Here is a 17270-nt window from a genome sequence, read left to right on the forward strand (position 1 = left end):
GATACGACGAGCACGGCCGGGTGGCCCAAGGGTGCGGCCGACGGGTTCACACCGATGGCCCCGGGTGCCACGCTGTGATCATGAGCCGCATCGAAGCGCCCAGCGACCAAGCACCCAGCGAGCAGGCGGCCGGCAACCTCACCGACCGGCTCCTGGCCGGCCTGCCCGCCGAGGCCGTCCTGACCGACCCCGACGTCACCGCCTCCTACGCCAACGACATGGCCAGCTTCTGCCCGGCCGGCGCCCCGGCCGTGGTCGTGCTGCCGCGCACGGTCGAACAGGTGCAGCACGTCCTGCGCACCGCCACCGAACTGCGCGTCCCGGTCGTCCCGCAGGGCGCCCGCACCGGCCTGTCCGGCGGCGCCAACGCCACCGACGGCTGCATCGTGCTGTCCCTCACCAAGATGGACCGCATCCTGGAGATCAGCCCCGTCGACCGGATCGCCGTGGTAGAACCGGGCGTCGTCAACGCCGCCCTCTCCCGCGCCGTCGAGGAACACGGCCTGTACTATCCGCCGGACCCCTCCAGCTGGGAGAGCTGCACCATCGGCGGCAACATCGGCACGGCCTCCGGCGGCCTGTGCTGCGTCAAGTACGGAGTGACCGCCGAGTACGTGCTCGGACTCGACGTCGTCCTCGCCGACGGCCGCCTGATGTCCACCGGCCGCCGCACCGCGAAGGGCGTCGCGGGCTACGACCTCACCCGCCTGTTCGTCGGCTCCGAGGGCTCGCTCGGCATCGTGGTGCGCGCCGTCCTCGCCCTGAAGCCCAAGCCGCCCCAGCAGCTCGTGCTGGCCGCCGAGTTCGCCTCCGCCGCCGACGCCTGCGCCGCCGTCTGCCGGATCATGGAGAGCGGCCATGTGCCGTCCCTCCTCGAACTGATGGACCGTACGACCGTCAAGGCCGTCAACGACCTCGCCCACATGGGGCTGCCCGAGACCACCGAGGCCCTGCTGCTGGCCGCCTTCGACACCCCGGACCCGGCCGCCGACCTCGCCGCGGTGGGCGCGCTGTGCGAGGCCGCCGGCGCCACCCAGGTCGTCCCCGCCGAGGACGCCGCCGAGTCCGAACTCCTCCTCCAGGCCCGGCGGCTCTCGCTGACCGCGCTGGAGGCGGTCAAGGGCACGACGATGATCGACGACGTGTGCGTACCCCGCTCGCGGCTCGGCGCGATGCTGGCGGGCGTCGAGCGGATCGCCGAGAAGTACGGCCTGACCATCGGCGTGTGCGCGCATGCCGGTGACGGCAACACGCACCCGACCGTCTGCTTCGACGCCCTCGACCCCGACGAGTCCCGGCGGGCCCGCGAGTCCTTCGACGAGATCATGGCCCTCGGCCTGGAACTCGGCGGCACCATCACCGGGGAACACGGCGTGGGTGTCCTGAAGAAGGAGTGGCTGGCCCGGGAGCTCGGCCCGGTCGGGATGGAGATGCAGCGGGCCGTGAAACAGGCCTTCGACCCGCTGGGCATCCTCAACCCCGGCAAGCTCTTCTGACTCCCTCTCTTCCGGCTCGCCCTCTTCCGACTCCTTCGCCTTCTCCCTTCCCGGCCTCACTGGGCGAGCAGCTGGTCGAGCGCGTCGTCGATGCCCAGCTGCCCGCCCTCGGTCCCCGGAGGCACCACCCGCAGCGTCCGCTCCAGCCAGGCCGACACCTGGGGGGTCGGCGCCTCCAGCAGGGCGTCGCCGTCGGGCGAACCGAGCGCCATCAGCACGACGCTGCGGCCCTCGACCTTGGTCGGCCACACCCGCACGTCCCCGTGCCCGCACGGCCGGAACACGCCCTCCACCAGGAGTTCGCGGGCGAACGTCCAGTCGACGGGGTGCTCGGAGTTGATGTGGAAGGTGATGTGGACGGCGTACGGGTCGTCGGAGCGGTAGCTGAGGAGCGCCGGGACCGGGATGCTGTGCTCCGGCGACAGGATGAGCTTCAGCTCCAGCTCCCGCTCCACCACGGTGTGATGCATGACCTGCGTTCCTTTCCGTTCGGGGCCGCCTCGGGTGGGCCCGTGCCAGGAGAGAGAGGGCAGGGGCGCGGGCATTACGCGGGTTCGGAGAAATTTTTTCCGCGGACCTGTGAGAGCCGCGCGCGGCGTTGCCCGGAAAGGAGTCGGTCCGGCGGGACTGGCGCCGTGGCATGCCCCGGTCTGATAGATGTGGAGGCCCCCATCCCACCCCCGAGCAGATACGGGACGACGGACATGAGCGCCCCAACCCCGGCCCCAGGTGACGACAGGCCCCGCGAGGGCTACTACCCGGATCCGTCCATCCCCGGCTACGTCCGGTACTGGAACGGCGCCTCCTGGGTGCCCGGCACCAGCCGCCCCGCGCCGAAGGACGGCGAGCCGCTCACCCCGCCGCCCGGCGTCCGCCCCGCGGTGCCGGCCGTGGAGGAGACGGGCCCGCACTTCTTCGACGAGGACCCGCAACCGGAGCCCGGACCCTCCGGGCAGGAGACTCCGGGCTCCCGGGCCTCCGCCAACCAGGCCCAGGCCCAGGCCCCTTGGGGCACGGACCCGCGTATCCCCGCGGACACTCCGGCCGCGGAGGAGGGCACCACCCCCGACACCGGCGGCACCTTCGTCTTCCGCCGCCCCACCCCCGGCCCGGCGTCCCAGCCGGACGACGGCACGATGACCTTCCGCAAGGTGGAACCGGGCAACGGCCCGCAGGGTCAGGCCTCCGTGCCGGCCCAGGCCCAGGGCTCCGGCGCGTCCGGGGTCAGGGCCCAGGGGCCGGTGGGGACGCCCACCTCGGCCGCGCAGGCAGCTGCCGCGCAGGCCCACCAGGCCGCCGTGGCCCCTTCGGTGCCCCAGCAGGGAGGACCGCGGCAGGGCGGACCCCAGCACCTCGGCCCTCAGCCGAACGTGCCGCAGCCCAGCGGGCCTCAGCCAGGCGTGCCCCCGCAGGCCATGCCCCCGCAGGCCACCCCGGCGCAGTCCGTGCCGCCGCAAGGTGCCGCCCCCGTCACCCCGGTGACCAGCGGCCCCGGTGGTGGTCAGGCCTCGTGGGCGCAGCAGGTGCACCAGCTGGCCGGGGCCGGGGACGAGCAGCCGGTGGCTCCGTGGAAGCCGCCGGTGGAGGACGTGTTCCAGGCCGCCGCGCGCCGGCAGGCCGCCGCCCGCCCGGCCGGACTGGGCAAGCGGCTCGCCGCCCGGCTGATCGACACTCTGGTCGTCGGCGCCGTGACCGCCGCCGCCGCGGTCCCGCTCGGCATCCGGGCCGCCGACCACATCCAGGACAAGATCGACCAGGCCAAGCTGTCCGGCCGTACCGTCACCGTCTGGCTGCTCGACGGCACGACCGGCGCCGGCCTCGGCATCGTGCTCGCCGTCCTCCTCGTCTTCGGCGTCCTGTACGAGGCGCTGCCCACCGCCAAGTGGGGCCGCACCCTGGGCAAGAAGCTGTGCGGTCTGGAGGTGCGGGACATCGAGGGGCACGAGCCCCCGACCTTCGGCCGCGCCCTGCGCCGCTGGCTGGTGTACGTCGTCCCCGGCCTGCTCGGCATCGGGCTCGTCGGTGTCCTGTGGTGCCTGTTCGACCGGCCCTGGCGCCAGTGCTGGCACGACAAGGCGGCCCACACCTTCGTCGCGGACTGAGGCGACGGCCGGCCGTACACCCGTCCGGCCGTCCGCGGCGTGCGGAGCCGGGGCGTTCGCGATCCACTCGGGCCATGAGCAGCGAACCGCCCCCCGGCTCCGGACCGCAGCCTCCGGAAGACGACCCGTTCAAGAAACGGCCCCCGTCGGACCAGGGGTCGGGCTCGCCGTACGACACGCCCCCCGGCGGCGCCCAGCCCCCCTACGGCGGCCAGCAGCCCCCGCCCCCCGGCGGCGCCCAGCCCCCGTACGGCGGTCAGCCGCCCCATGGCGGAGGCCAACCCCCCTACGGCGGCGGCCCCTACGGCGCCGGCGGCTATCCCACCGACCCCCTCGCCGGGATGCCCCCGCTCGCCGACAGCGCCAAGCGCACCCTCGCGCGCATCATCGACATGATCCTCGTCGGCATCGTCGTCTGGCTGCTCACCTGGGCGTTCGGGGTCCGCGAGTACACGGTGAACGGCGACCGCGTCGAGGTCGGCAGATCGGTCGCGCAGTCCTTCACCGCGGCCGTCCTCTATGTCGGCTACGACACCATCATGATCGCCAAGACGGGCCAGACCCTGGGCAAGAAGTGGCTCAGCATGCGGGTGGCCAACCTGGACAACGGCGCCACCCCCTCCGTGCAGACCTCGCTGATCCGCGCCCTGGTGCTGTGGGTGCCGTTCGCCTTCTGCTGCGCCTGCATCTGGACCGCGATCTCGGGCGGCTGGAGCTTCTTCGACAAGCCGTACAAGCAGGGTCTGCACGACAAGGCGGCCAAGACGGTGGTGGTCAGCACCAGTTGATCAGCCTCGGCTGACACAAAGGGGGCATTCGGTCACAGCGTCGTCGGAACCCGTTCCTCACCGGCCGGGGCCTCCGCCGGCGCTTCGGCCGTGCGGGATCTCGGCAGGGACGCCGTCATGGCGACCAGTAGCCCCAGCGCGAGCGCGGCGAGGGCGATGACGGTGATGCCGAGGGCTGAACTCGTCTGGGACAGCAGCAGCATGGCGAGTGTCGAGAAGGTCACGGTGCACGAACCGTAGGCGAGCTGTGCGGCGGTCGGACGAGGCATGGCAATCGTGTCCTCGGAAGATTTCGGCAGTTGCGGGGGGCGGGTGCCAAGGGACTCTTCTTCGCGTGCATGCCCGAGCCGGACGCCCGGTAAGCCTGACCTAACCCAGGGTACAGGTGCACGGGGGGCGCACGGAGTCATCGCATCCGGCAAGCGGCCGGACTCCTGCGCCCGTTGAGCGAGACACAAGGTTGTTCGTAAAACGAACTTCACCTCCGCATAGTGCACTTGTCCTGCTCAAGTCAAGGTCTGTCTTTTCTTCTAAACCTCTAGTCAAATGACGTCACTTGAACACGCGCTGTTCGTGCGTGCGCGGACCCTCCATTGACCAGGACCCCCTGTCCGTGCGCGCGGCGCGGGGGAGGATCTCAAGTGACCAGTAGAACCTGGACGTTCAGGGCTGCGGCGATCGGTGTGGCGCTCGCCGCGGCCTCCGCCGGTTTCGCGACCTTCGCTGTCGCGGAGGCGAGCACCACCGCCCGGTCCGCAGCCGAGAACCGGCATGACCCGGCCGCGGTGAAGCAGAAGTCGGACGAACTCGACGGTCCGATGAGCAAGACCCAGCGGGCCCAGCGCCAGGAGGCGCTGAACCAGCTCATATCGGGCAAGGCCAAGGCGCAGGAGCGCAACGGCTCCAAGGTCGTCCAGCTCAAGGGCCGCAAGGGCGACAGCAAGTACGTCGAGCTGAGCCGCGAGCGGACCGACAAGATCTTCACGATCCTGGTGGAGTTCGGCGACCAGACCGACCCGAAGTACGGCGGCACCCCCGGCCCGCTGCACAACCAGATCGCCGCGCCGGACCGCACCAACAACAACAGCACCGCCTGGCAGGCGGACTACAACCAGAAGCACTACCAGGACCTCTACTTCGGCACCGGCAGCAAGACGCAGTCGCTGAAGAAGTACTACGAGAAGCAGTCCTCGGGCCGCTACTCGGTCGACGGCGAGGTCACGGACTGGGTCAAGGTCCCCTACAACGAGGCCCGTTACGGCAACAACGCCTGCGGCTCCACCAACTGCCCGAGCGTGTGGAACGTCGTCAGCGACGGCCTGAACGCCTGGGTCGCCAAGCAGAAGGCGGCCGGCAAGTCCGACGCCGACATCAAGGCGGACCTGGCCAAGTACGACCAGTGGGACCGCAACGACTACGACGGCGACGGCAACTTCAACGAGCCCGACGGCTACGTCGACCACTTCCAGATCGTGCACGCCGGTGAGGACGAGTCCGCGGGCGGCGGCGCCCAGGGCAAGGACGCGATCTGGGCCCACCGCTGGTACGCCTTCGGCACCGACGCCGGCGCCACCGGCCCGGACAACAACAAGCTGGGCGGCGCGCAGGTCGGCAACACCGGCATCTGGGTCGGCGACTACACCATCCAGCCGGAGAACGGCGGCCTCGGCGTCTTCGCCCACGAGTACGGCCACGACCTGGGCCTGCCGGACGAGTACGACACCAACGGCGGCGACAACTCCACCGGCTTCTGGACGCTGATGTCCTCCGGTTCCTGGCTCGGCACCGGCAAGGAGTCCATCGGCAACCTGCCCGGCGACTTCAACGCCTGGGACAAGCTCCAGCTGGGCTGGCTGAACTTCGACACCGCCAAGGCCGGCATCAAGTCCTGGCACAAGCTGGGTCTGGCCGAGTACAACACCAAGTACCGCCAGGCGCTGGTGATCAACCTGCCCGACAAGGCGGTCAAGACCGAGATCGTCACCCCGGCCGAGGGCGCCACCCAGTGGTGGAGCGGCAGCGGTGACAACCTCAAGAACACGCTGACTCGTTCCGTCGACCTGACCGGCAAGTCCTCGGCCACCCTGGGCCTGGACGGCTGGTACGACATCGAGAAGGACTACGACTACCTCTACACCGAGGTGTCGACCGACGGCGGCGCCAACTGGACCGCCCTGGACGGCACGGTCGACGGCCAGGCCATCCCGCGTGACGGCTCGGGCAAGCCGGTCCTCACCGGCTCGGTCGACGGCTACAAGAAGCTGTCGTACTCGCTGGACGCCTACGCCGGCAAGAAGATCGACATCCGCTTCCGCTACCAGAGCGACGGCGGCGTGGCCCTGAAGGGCTTCGCGGCGGACGAGATCACGCTGACGGCGGACGGCTCGACCGTCTTCTCCGACAACGCCGAGTCGGCGGACGCCGCCTGGACCGCGAGCGGCTTCTCTCGCATCGGCGCGTCCTTCACCAAGGACTACAAGCAGTACTACATCGCCGAGAACCGCCAGTACGCGTCGTACGACAAGACGTTGAAGGTCGGCCCGTACAACTACGGCTTCTCGACGACCCGTCCGAACTGGGTGGAGCACTACTCGTACCAGCCCGGCCTGCTGATCTGGAAGTGGGACACCTCCCAGGCGGACGACAACACCAAGGACCACCCGGGCACCGGTCTGATCCTTCCGGTGGACTCCCACGCGAAGGCGCTGAAGTGGGCCGACGGCACGCTGCTGCGCAACCGCATGCAGGCCTTCGACTCGCCGTTCAGCCTGGAGGAGACGGACGCGATCACGCTGCACAAGGCCGACGTCGCGACCACCATCCCGGCGCGCAAGGGTGTGTCGGTCTTCAACGACCACACCCACACCTACTGGGACTCGACCAACCCGACCGGTGGCGTCAAGATCACTGACACCAACACCAAGGTCAAGATCATCAAGCAGGGCCAGAATGGCTCCACGATCGAGCTCGAAGTCGGCCCCGCGGTGAACTAAGCGATAATTCCGCAGGTCAGAAGCGTATCGGCGGCAACCCCTGGCGGGTTGCCGCCGATCGTGTTTAGGTGCGTCCTGTGGCTCGCTTATTGACACCGAACGAAACGGGGATGTGACCGCATGGCCGCAGGAGGCTTCTGCAAGCTGCCGAACGGCACGATGGTGGTGGCGCTGAACCTGCCGCCCCTCGCCGACGGCTCGACCGGCGTACGGGTGCTCGTCCACGCCCAGAACCGCGCCCGGGCCCTGACCAGGCTGCGCAACCTGGGCCTGCGCGCGATCTACCTGCGCGGCAACGCCGCCCCACCGACACCGGACGAGATCACGGCGGTCCTGCACCACCCCGACGGCCTGATATGGCGCACGGCGCCCGACAACGGTGTCACCGTGACGGAGCTGTGGCGCCCGATCCGAGCGCTGCTCCGCAGCTCAGTGGCGGTTCCGTAGCCGGGGGAGAGGCGTGCCGGGAGCGGCTGGCCTAGCCGCTCACCACCGGCTTGCCGGTGAGTTCGACGCCCGCTTTCCTCAGCTCCTCCAGGGCCCGCTCCGTCGTCTCGGGGGCGACCCCCGCCGTGAGGTCCAGCAGGACCTGGGTGCGGAAGCCCTCTCGGGCGGCGTCCAGTGCGGTGGCGCGTACGCAGTGGTCGGTGGCGATGCCCACCACGTCCACCTCGGTGATCCCCCGCTCGCGCAGCCATTCGGCGAGCGGGACCTCGTTCTCGTCCTTGCCCTCGAAACCGCTGTACGCCGCCGAGTACGCGCCCTTGTCGAACACCGCGTCCACCGCCCCGGAGGCCACGGCCGGGGCGAAGTTCGGGTGGAAGCCGACGCCCTCCGTGCCCGCGACGCAGTGCGCGGGCCAGGAGCGGACGTAGTCGGGGTTGTCGGCGAAGTGCCCGCCGGGCGCGATGTGGAGGTCGCGCGTGGCCACCACGTGCCGGTAGCCGGTGCCGGCCGCCTGCCCGATCAGCTCGGTGATCGCGGCGGCCACGTCCGCACCGCCGCTCACCGCGAGGCTGCCCCCCTCGCAGAAGTCGTTCTGCACATCTACGACGATCAAGGCGCGGCGCATGATGGGTGTCCTTCGACTGAGGATGGAACTACTGAGCCTAGAGACTTCTGGGCCGGGGCGGGAGACGGCGGGAGCGGCGGGCGGCGTCCCGCTTTAGCTACCCGAGGGCACGTGGACGTACTCCGTCGGGAGGACGGGTTCCCCGCGCGAGAGCTGTGTAGCGGACAGCGGCAGATTCGCCCGGGCCGCGATGTGGCGCTCCCGTGGGACGTCGAGGGGTTCCCGGGCGACCACCTCGCCCCCCTTGACCAGCTCCACCAGCAGCTGGGTGTCCGCCAGCCCGGCCGGTACGGCGCCCGTGCCGACGACCTCGGCCTCCGCGACCCCGTCCGCGTCCAGCCGGCGGGCCGCCCACTTGCGGCCCCCGATGGAGGTCTTGCCGCCGGTGGCCTTCTTCGCGACCGGGATCAGCGGAGCCTTCGGGTCGGCGGAGCCGGCGCGGGCGACCAGCTTGTAGACCATCGAGCAGGTCGGGTGCCCGGAGCCGGTCACGAGCTGGGTGCCGACGCCGTAGGCGTCCACGGGCGCCGCCGCCAGCGAGGCGATGGCGTACTCGTCCAGGTCCGAGGTCACGACGATCTTGGTGTGCCGGGCGCCCAGCTCGTCCAGCTGCGCCCGCACCCGGTGGGCCATGAGCAGCAGGTCGCCCGAGTCGATGCGGACCGCGCCCAGCTCCGGCCCGGCCACCTCCACCGCCGTACGGACGGCCTCGGCGACGTCGTACGTGTCCACCAGCAGGGTCGTGCCCCGGCCGAGGGAGTTCACCTGGGCCTGGAAGGCGTCCCGCTCTTGGTCGTGCAGCAGGGTGAAGGCGTGCGCGGAGGTGCCGACGGTCGGGATGCCGTAGCGGAAGCCGGCCGCCAGGTCGGAGGTGGTGGCGAAGCCGCCGATGTACGCGGCGCGCGAGGCGGCCACGGCGGCCAGCTCGTGGGTGCGCCGGGCGCCCATCTCGATCAGCGGCCGGTCGCCCGCGGCGGAGGCCATGCGGGAGGCCGCGGCGGCGATCGCGGAGTCGTGGTTGAGGATGGAGAGAATCACGGTCTCCAGCAGCACGCACTCGGCGAAGGTGCCCTCGACCCGCATGATCGGCGAGCCGGGGAAGTACACCTCGCCCTCGGGGTAGCCCCAGATGTCACCGCTGAAGCGGTAGCCGGCGAGCCACTTCAGGGTCTCCTCGTCGACGATCTTCTGCTCGCTCAGGAAGCCCAGCACACCGTTGTCGAAGCGGAAGTTCGCCACCGCGTCCAGGACGCGCCCGGTGCCCGCGACGACGCCGTAGCGGCGCCCGTCGGGCAGGCGCCGGGTGAAGACCTCGAACACGCTCCGCCGTTCGGCCGTACCGGCCTTCAGTGCGCCCTGGAGCATGGTCAGCTCGTACTGGTCCGTGAAGAGCGCCGTCGAGGGAACTTCCACCGGCAGCCCAAGGTCCGCTGTGTTCATGACGATAGATGCTACCCCCATCTCGTCAGTGTGACGATTTATCGGGGGCGTGGCAGCATGGGCACTGTGACGTCACCCGCGCCCGTAGAGATCGAACGCACCGAATCGGCGGAGGAGGTCTTCGCCGTACCCGAGCCCGACGTCCCCTGGCTGACGATCGTCCACAACGATCCGGTCAACCTGATGAGCTACGTGACCTACGTCTTCCAGATGTACTTCGGCTACACCAAGGACAAGGCCACCAAGCTCATGCTCGACGTCCACCACAAGGGCCGGGCGGTCGTCTCCAGCGGTACACGCGAGGAGATGGAGCGCGACGTGCAGGCGATGCACGGCTACGGTCTGTGGGCCACGCTTCAGCAGGACCGCAAGTAGCCACAAGTAGCCAGCCAGTAGACCGCCAAGCAGCGAAAAGACCCATGCCCGGAACCTTCGAACCGCTTCCCGGCGGCGGCGCGGCCGTCGCGCTCGACGACGTCGAGATCTCGATCATCCGGTCGCTGGCCGTCCAGCTCCTGGAACTCATCGGCCCCGGCCCCGCCGAGGACGCCCCCGCGGACCCGCTCGCCGAGCTGTTCGCCGAGGGGCCGAGCGAGCCGCCCGCCGACCCGGTCCTGCGCAGGCTCTTCCCGGACGCCTACAGCGACCCGGAGCGGGTGCCCGACTCGCCGGGGCAGGCCGAGGAACAGCGGGCGCACTCCGCGGAGTTCCGCCGCTACACCGAGAACGACCTCAGGGCCGGCAAGCGGGACAACGCGCTCGCGGTCATCCGCACCCTGGACGCGCTCACCCCGGGCGGGGACGACGGGGCGGTGCTCCAGCTGAGCCCGGACGAGTCCCGGCAGTGGCTCGGCGCCCTCAACGACCTCCGCCTGGCCATCGGCGCCCGGCTGGAGATCACCGACGAGGACGACACCGACGTGCTCTACCGGCTGCCGGACGAGGACCCGCGCAAGCCGATGGTGATGGCCTATCTGTGGCTGGGCGGGCTCCAGGAGACTCTCGTGTCGACGCTGATGCCGTAACCGCCGACCTTTGTGCCCCGATATGGGCGCGAAAGTGTTCGCTCAACGGACGCTCAGATCCGGATAACGATCCCGTTACCGTTGCGGCCGTGTTTGTCGCATTTGGCCGTTCTTTGTCCTCTTTTCCCTGTGTGATGCCTCACAACGCGCCCCCGCGATCAATATTGCGGCCGTGATAAATCTTCACGACCGCCCGGCCAACACCACCCACGTTCGGCCGGGTGCGCCACCGAGCCGGCAACCGCCGGCCAGGCACGGGCGGACCTGGAAAGCCGCCCAGCTCCATCAATCCGGGGGGATCGAAACCCGACCCGAGGCCGACGAAGGCCCGGTTCGGCATGGAGAAAGGCGATCCACACAATGACCTCAGCGCAGGTCGATCAGCATCGGGACGGCAACGAGGCCGTGGCGGACGCGGCAGAGGGCGGCGGCGAGGGGTATCAGCGCGGGCTCGGCTCGCGGCAGATCCAGATGATCGCCATCGGCGGTGCCATCGGCACCGGCCTGTTCCTCGGTGCGGGCAAAGGCATCTCCAAGGCGGGCCCCAGCCTGATCCTGGCGTACGCCGTCGCGGGCCTGGTCATCTTCCTCATCATGCGGGCGCTCGGCGAACTGCTGATGTACCGGCCGGTGTCCGGCTCCTTCTCGGAGTACGCGCGCGAGTTCATCGGTCCCTTCGCCGGGTTCGTCACCGGCTGGACCTACTGGCTGTTCTGGGTCGTCACCGGCATCACCGAGGTCACCGCCGCGGCTGCCTACATGACGTACTGGTGGAACATCCCGCAGTGGCTGTCGGCCCTGGTCTTCACGGTCATCCTGTACGGCGCCAACCTGATCTCGGTGAAGCTCTTCGGTGAGCTGGAGTTCTGGTTCTCGATGGTCAAGGTCACCGCGATCATCGGCATGATCCTGATCTGCGCCGGCATCCTCACCCTCGGCTTCTCCGACGCGGGCGACACCGCCTCCGTGAGCCACCTGTGGAACGACGGCGGCTTCTTCCCGCACGGCGTCGGCAACACCCTGATGACCCTGCAGATGGTCATGTTCGCCTTCCTCGCCGTCGAGCTGGTCGGTGTGACCGCGGGCGAGTCCAAGGACCCGAAGACCGTGCTGCCCAAGGCGATCAACACCGTGCCGTGGCGCATCGCCGTCTTCTACGTGGGCGCGCTGATCATGATCCTGTCGGTCGTGCCGTGGACGCAGTTCCACCCGGGCGTCAGCCCCTTCGTGGCCGCCTTCGAGAAGATGGGCTTCGCCGCGGGCGCGGGCATCGTGAACTTCGTGGTCCTCACGGCCGCGCTGTCGTCCTGCAACTCCGGCATGTACTCCACCGGCCGCATGCTGCGCGACCTCGCGCTCAACGGCCAGGGCCCGAAGGTCTTCACGAAGCTGACCTCCAGCGGCACCCCGCTGGTGGGCACGACGGTCTCCGCCGCGCTGATGATGGTGGGCGTCTGGATCAACTACCAGTGGCCGGGCAAGGCGTTCGACTACGTCGTCTCCTTCGCCACCATCTCCGGCATGTGGGCCTGGATCGTCATCCTGATCTGCCAGATCCGCTACCGCACCCTGTCCGACCGCGGTGTGCTGCCCCGCTCCGAGTTCCGCGCGCCGGGCGGCCGGCTGGCCAGCTGGTCCGCGCTCGCCTTCATCGGCATGGTGATCGTGATGATGGGCATCGACAAGGACGCCCGGATCTCGCTTTACTGTGCACCGCTGTGGGCGGCGATCCTCGGTGTCTCCTACTGGGCGCTCAAGCGCCGCAACCCGGAGGCCGCCGCCTTCACCAAGCGCTGACTTCCGCCAGGACGTCCGGCGGCCGGGAGCACTCGTGGCGCCCCCGGCCGCTGCCGCTCAGGACGTCCACCATGTGGGCCGCCCTGTACCGATCCTCGGTACAGGGCGGCCCCTCTGCTTATTCTGAGCGTCATGCTGACCATCACCCAGGCGCTCTACGACCAGATCGTCGCCCACGCGCGCGAGGATCACCCCGACGAGGCGTGCGGCGTCGTGGCGGGCCCGGAGGGCGCCGGCCGCCCCGAGCGCTTCATCCCGATGCTCAACGCGGCCCGCTCGCCGACCTTCTACGAGTTCGACTCGCAGGATCTGCTCAAGCTCTACCGGGAGCTGGACGACCGCGACGAGGAGCCGGTGATCATCTACCACTCCCACACCGCGACCGAGGCCTACCCGTCCCGCACCGACATCTCCTACGCCAATGAGCCCGGTGCCCACTACGTCCTGGTGTCGACGGCCGACACCGACGGCCTCGGCGAGTTCCAGTTCCGCTCGTACCGCATCGTGGACGGCGAGGTGACGGAGGAGGAGGTCAAGGTCGTCGAGGCCTACTGATCTCAGCATCCGGTCAAAAGCTATCCGTCATTCGAGATCACACTCGGGGACCCGGACCGGGAATCGATACGATGTGGCCATGGTTCTGAACGACGTGAGCGAGAAGACGCCGGGCATCCTGCTCGTGGCGCGGCTGCACGTCGACCTGTGCAGGCTGAACAGCGCCATCTGTTGACGTTCCCCGCCCGCCGTACGGCCGTACGCCGCGGCGCGCCGCTCCGCGTGCGCACATCGCAACGACGAACTTTTCCCCGACAGGAGCCCGCAACCATGGCCATCGAGGTCCGCATCCCCACCATCCTCCGCCAGTACACCGACAACCAGAAGGCGGTGGAGGGCAACGGTGAGACGCTCGCCGCGCTGTTCGCCGACCTGGAGACCCGCTACGCGGGCATCGAGGCCCGCATCGTGGACAACGGTCAGCTGCGCCGCTTCGTCAACGTGTACCTGAACGACGAGGACGTCCGCTTCGTCAACGGCATCGAGACCAAGCTGTCCGACGGCGACACCGTGACGATCCTGCCGGCCGTGGCCGGCGGCATGGCCTGATCGGCCGCTGACCGACGATGCGCTACGACTCCCCGCTGGCCGCGGTGGGCAACACCCCTCTGGTGCGCCTGCCGCGGTTGTCGCCGTCCGCCGACGTCCGGATCTGGGCCAAGCTGGAGGACCGCAACCCGACCGGCTCGGTCAAGGACCGTCCCGCCCTGCACATGATCGAGCAGGCGGAGAAGGACGGCCGGCTGACCCCGGGCTGCACGATCCTGGAGCCTACCTCCGGCAACACCGGCATCTCGCTCGCGATGGCCGCCAAGCTCAAGGGCTACCGCATGGTGTGCGTGATGCCCGAGAACACCTCGCAGGAGCGCCGTGACCTGCTCGGCATGTGGGGCGCCGAGATCATCTCCTCCCCGGCCGCGGGCGGCTCCAACACCGCCGTGCGCGTGGCCAAGGAGCTGGCCGCCGAGCACCCCGACTGGGTGATGCTCTACCAGTACGGCAACCCGGACAACGCGGGCGCCCACTACGCGACCACCGGCCCGGAGATCCTGGCCGACCTCCCCTCCATCACCCACTTCGTCGCCGGTCTCGGCACCACGGGCACCCTGATGGGCGTCGGCCGCTACCTGCGCGAGCACAAGCCGGACGTGCAGATCGTCGCCGCCGAACCGCGCTACGACGACCTGGTGTACGGCCTGCGCAACCTCGACGAGGGCTTCGTACCGGAGCTGTACGACGCCTCCGTCCTCACCACCCGCTTCTCGGTCGGCTCGGCCGACGCGGTCACCCGCACCCGGGAACTCCTCCAGCAGGAGGGCATCTTCGCGGGCGTCTCCACCGGCGCCGCCCTGCATGCGGCGATCGGCGTCGGCAACAAGGCGGTCAAGGCCGGCCAGAACGCCGACATCGTCTTCGTCGTGGCCGACGGCGGCTGGAAGTACCTCTCCACCGGCGTCTACACGGCGGCCACGACGGAAGAGGCCATCGAGACCCTCCAGGGCCAGCTCTGGGCGTAGCCCCGACACAGCCCTTGCCGTCGCATGGGCCCAACCCCCTCTTATGTCGCTCTTATGTCGACGGGCCCAACCCCCTCTCATGAGGGGGCTAAGCCCATCCTATGGAGGGGCAAAGAATTCCTTTCAGTACTGCCGGTAGTGCCATGGCCAGAGCTACGGTCCTCGCGCACCCTGTCATGTCACGATCACCGGGCATGCGGGGCGCCTGAGAGTGTCATGCTCATGATTGCGCGGTTTCGCCGCCGCTGACGCGCGTCACGGGCCTGCCCTTCCAGTGCGAGAAACCCCACTTCCCCATGGAGGCAGTACCCCATGCGTGAGTCACGCACGGGCGAGCGGTCGACGGGTCTGCGAAGACTCCTCGCCGTCGCCTTCCCCGCGCTCGCCCTCACCGTCGCCGGCCTGGCGGCGGCACCGGTGGCCGGCGCCCAGCCCACCGCGGCCCCGGCCGCCGCGCACCCCACCACCAAGGTCGCGCAGAACAGCAAGGCCCTGACCGACCCCACGCGGCAGACCTTCCACGCGACCGGCAAGGCGGGCCAGAAGGTCCCGACCGAGCACCTGTGCGCCAAGCCGGCGCCGGGCCACGCGTCCTGCTTCGCCGAGCGCCGTACCGACATCAGGCAGCGGCTCGCCTCGGCACTCGCCGCCGCCACGCCCTCCGGCCTCTCCCCGGCCAACCTGCACAGCGCCTACAAGCTGCCCACCACGGGCGGTTCCGGCATGACGGTCGCCATCGTCGACGCGTACAACGACCCCAACGCCGAGGCGGACCTCGCCACTTATCGTTCGCAGTACGGCCTGTCCTCCTGCACCAAGGCCAACGGCTGCTTCAAGCAGGTCAGCCAGACCGGTTCGACGACGAGCCTGCCCACCAACGACACCGGCTGGGCCGGTGAAGAGGCGCTCGACTTCGACATGGTCAGCGCCGTCTGCCCGAACTGCAACATCATCCTGGTCGAGGCCAACTCCGCGAACGACACCGACCTCGGCATCGCCGAGAACGAGGCGGTCGCGCTCGGCGCCAAGTTCGTCTCCAACAGCTGGGGCGGCTCCGAGGCGTCCAGCCAGACCACCGAGGACACCCAGTACTTCAAGCACCCGGGCGTCGCCATCACCGTCTCCTCCGGTGACTCCGCCTACGGCGCCGAGTACCCGGCGACCTCCCAGTACGTGACCGCCGTCGGCGGCACCGCGCTCACCACCTCCACCAACGCGCGCGGCTGGTCCGAGTCCGTCTGGCACACCAACTCCACCGAGGGCACCGGCTCCGGCTGTTCCGCCTACGACCCGAAGCCGGCCTGGCAGACCGACACCGGCTGCACCAAGCGCATGGAGGCCGACGTCTCCGCGGTCGCCGACCCGGCCACCGGCGTCGCGGTCTACGACACCTACGGCGGCACCGGCTGGGGCGTCGTCGGCGGCACCAGCGCCTCCGCCCCGATCGTCGCCGGCGTCTACGCCCTCGCGGGCACCCCGGGCTCGACCGACTACCCGGCGAAGTACCCGTACCAGCACACCGGCAACCTGTACGACGTGACCAGCGGCTCCAACGGCTCCTGCACCACCTCGTACTTCTGCACCGCGGGCACCGGCTACGACGGCCCGACCGGCTGGGGCACCCCGAACGGCACCGCCGCCTTCACCTCCGGCACCACCAGCGGCAACACGGTGTCCGTCACCAACCCCGGCAGCCAGTCCACGGCCTCCGGCAGCGCGGCGAGCCTGCAGATCAGCGCCACCGACAGCGCGGGCGCGGCCCTCACCTACAGCGCCTCGGGTCTGCCGACCGGCCTGTCCATCGGCAGCTCCACCGGCCTGATCTCCGGCACGGCGACCACCGCGGGCACCTACCAGGTCACCGTCACCGCCACCGACTCCACCGGCGCCTCCGGCTCGACGTCCTTCACCTGGACGGTCACCGGCACCGGCGGCACCTGCACCTCGTCCCAGCTGCTGGCCAACCCCGGCTTCGAGTCGGGCGCCACCGGCTGGACCGCGTCCAGCGGTGTCATCACCAACGACACCGGTGAGGCCGCGCACGGCGGCTCCTACAAGGCCTGGCTCGACGGCTACGGCTCCGCGCACACCGACACGGCGTCCCAGTCGGTGACGATCCCGGCCGGCTGCAAGGCCACGCTCACCTTCTACCTGCACATCGACACCGCCGAGACCGGCAGCACCGCGTACGACAAGCTGACCGTGTCCGCCGGTTCGACCACCCTGGCGACGTACTCCAACGTCAACGCCGCCTCCGGGTACGCGCAGAAGACCTTCGACCTGTCCTCGCTGGCGGGCCAGACGGTCACCCTGAAGTTCAACGGCGTGGAGGACTCCTCGCTGCAGACCAGCTTCGTCGTGGACGACACCGCCCTGACGACCAGCTGACCCGTACGGCCCTGGGATCCCGCACACGCGAGCCGTGTGCGGGATCCTGCTGTGCGGGGGATCCGTTTGTGCCGCTGGTACGTCACATCTGCACCAG

Annotated in this window: 17 protein-coding genes; 13 read left to right on the forward strand and 4 right to left on the reverse strand. The window is 69.9% G+C overall.

The annotated features are described in order from the left end of the window. Positions 1-74 precede the first annotated feature (74 nt). Positions 75-1496 (forward strand): FAD-binding oxidoreductase, encoded by a 1422-nt coding sequence (locus tag ACWD3E_RS00455; protein ID WP_451385330.1) that lies wholly within the window; start codon positions 75-77, stop codon positions 1494-1496. A gap of 56 nt (positions 1497-1552) precedes the next feature. On the opposite strand, the gene ACWD3E_RS00460 is transcribed toward ACWD3E_RS00455, so the two are convergent. Continuing rightward, entirely contained in the window at positions 1553-1966 is a 414-nt protein-coding gene (locus ACWD3E_RS00460) for an SsgA family sporulation/cell division regulator (RefSeq protein WP_451385331.1), read from the reverse strand. A 234-nt stretch (positions 1967-2200) separates the two neighbouring features. On the opposite strand from ACWD3E_RS00460, the gene ACWD3E_RS00465 reads away from it, so the two are divergent. Both ACWD3E_RS00465 and ACWD3E_RS00470 read left to right on the forward strand, forming a co-directional pair. Continuing rightward, a complete protein-coding gene (locus ACWD3E_RS00465; RefSeq protein ID WP_451385332.1) occupies positions 2201-3598 on the forward strand; it encodes an RDD family protein in 1398 nt (465 codons plus the stop codon). Positions 3599-3672: 74 nt separating this feature from the next. Then, positions 3673-4386: an RDD family protein gene (locus ACWD3E_RS00470; protein WP_451385333.1), complete on the forward strand. Its 714-nt coding sequence runs from the start codon at positions 3673-3675 to the stop codon at positions 4384-4386. A gap of 32 nt (positions 4387-4418) precedes the next feature. On the opposite strand, the gene ACWD3E_RS00475 is transcribed toward ACWD3E_RS00470, so the two are convergent. Beyond that, a complete protein-coding gene (locus ACWD3E_RS00475; RefSeq protein ID WP_451385334.1) occupies positions 4419-4655 on the reverse strand; it encodes a hypothetical protein in 237 nt (78 codons plus the stop codon). A 372-nt stretch (positions 4656-5027) separates the two neighbouring features. Here ACWD3E_RS00475 and ACWD3E_RS00480 point away from each other — a divergent pair, with 372 nt between their 5' ends. Together ACWD3E_RS00480 and ACWD3E_RS00485 are read left to right on the forward strand one after the other, a co-directional pair. After that, on the forward strand, positions 5028-7379 hold the full coding sequence (locus ACWD3E_RS00480) for an immune inhibitor A domain-containing protein (protein WP_451385335.1): 2352 nt from the start codon (positions 5028-5030) through the stop codon (positions 7377-7379). A gap of 120 nt (positions 7380-7499) precedes the next feature. Further along, positions 7500-7826, forward strand: a complete 327-nt coding sequence (locus ACWD3E_RS00485; protein WP_451385336.1) for a hypothetical protein — start codon at positions 7500-7502, stop codon at positions 7824-7826. A gap of 31 nt (positions 7827-7857) precedes the next feature. Here the strand turns inward: ACWD3E_RS00485 and ACWD3E_RS00490 are convergent, their stop codons facing one another. Beyond that, on the reverse strand, positions 7858-8451 hold the full coding sequence (locus ACWD3E_RS00490; RefSeq protein ID WP_451385337.1) for a nicotinamidase: 594 nt from the start codon (positions 8449-8451) through the stop codon (positions 7858-7860). Between the two features lie 93 nt (positions 8452-8544). Further along, positions 8545-9891 (reverse strand): nicotinate phosphoribosyltransferase, encoded by a 1347-nt coding sequence (locus ACWD3E_RS00495; protein ID WP_451385338.1) that lies wholly within the window; start codon positions 9889-9891, stop codon positions 8545-8547. 57 nt (positions 9892-9948) lie between these two features. On the opposite strand from ACWD3E_RS00495, the gene clpS reads away from it, so the two are divergent. The 8 genes from clpS to ACWD3E_RS00535 all read left to right on the forward strand — a co-directional run bounded on the left by clpS (position 9949) and on the right by ACWD3E_RS00535 (position 17173). Beyond that, complete coding sequence (gene clpS / locus ACWD3E_RS00500; RefSeq protein ID WP_451350325.1) at positions 9949-10266, forward strand: ATP-dependent Clp protease adapter ClpS; 318 nt, start codon at positions 9949-9951, stop codon at positions 10264-10266. A 44-nt stretch (positions 10267-10310) separates the two neighbouring features. Then, a complete protein-coding gene (locus tag ACWD3E_RS00505) occupies positions 10311-10916 on the forward strand; it encodes a DUF2017 domain-containing protein (protein ID WP_451385339.1) in 606 nt (201 codons plus the stop codon). A 360-nt stretch (positions 10917-11276) separates the two neighbouring features. Next, the gene (locus tag ACWD3E_RS00510; RefSeq protein WP_451385340.1) at positions 11277-12713 is read left to right on the forward strand and encodes an amino acid permease; all 1437 of its coding nucleotides are present in this window, start codon (positions 11277-11279) and stop codon (positions 12711-12713) included. A 132-nt stretch (positions 12714-12845) separates the two neighbouring features. Then, positions 12846-13268, forward strand: coding sequence for a Mov34/MPN/PAD-1 family protein (locus tag ACWD3E_RS00515; RefSeq protein WP_451350322.1), 423 nt, complete (start codon positions 12846-12848; stop codon positions 13266-13268). 79 nt (positions 13269-13347) lie between these two features. Beyond that, entirely contained in the window at positions 13348-13443 is a 96-nt protein-coding gene (locus tag ACWD3E_RS00520) for a putative leader peptide (protein ID WP_020940333.1), read from the forward strand. A gap of 95 nt (positions 13444-13538) precedes the next feature. Beyond that, complete coding sequence (locus ACWD3E_RS00525) at positions 13539-13817, forward strand: MoaD/ThiS family protein (protein WP_451385341.1); 279 nt, start codon at positions 13539-13541, stop codon at positions 13815-13817. 17 nt (positions 13818-13834) lie between these two features. Beyond that, the gene (locus ACWD3E_RS00530; RefSeq protein WP_451385342.1) at positions 13835-14785 is read left to right on the forward strand and encodes a PLP-dependent cysteine synthase family protein; all 951 of its coding nucleotides are present in this window, start codon (positions 13835-13837) and stop codon (positions 14783-14785) included. A 312-nt stretch (positions 14786-15097) separates the two neighbouring features. Further along, positions 15098-17173, forward strand: coding sequence for a putative Ig domain-containing protein (locus ACWD3E_RS00535; RefSeq protein ID WP_451385343.1), 2076 nt, complete (start codon positions 15098-15100; stop codon positions 17171-17173). Positions 17174-17270 lie beyond the last annotated feature (97 nt).

The sequence above is a fragment of the Streptomyces sp. NPDC002676 genome (genome assembly GCF_053592455.1).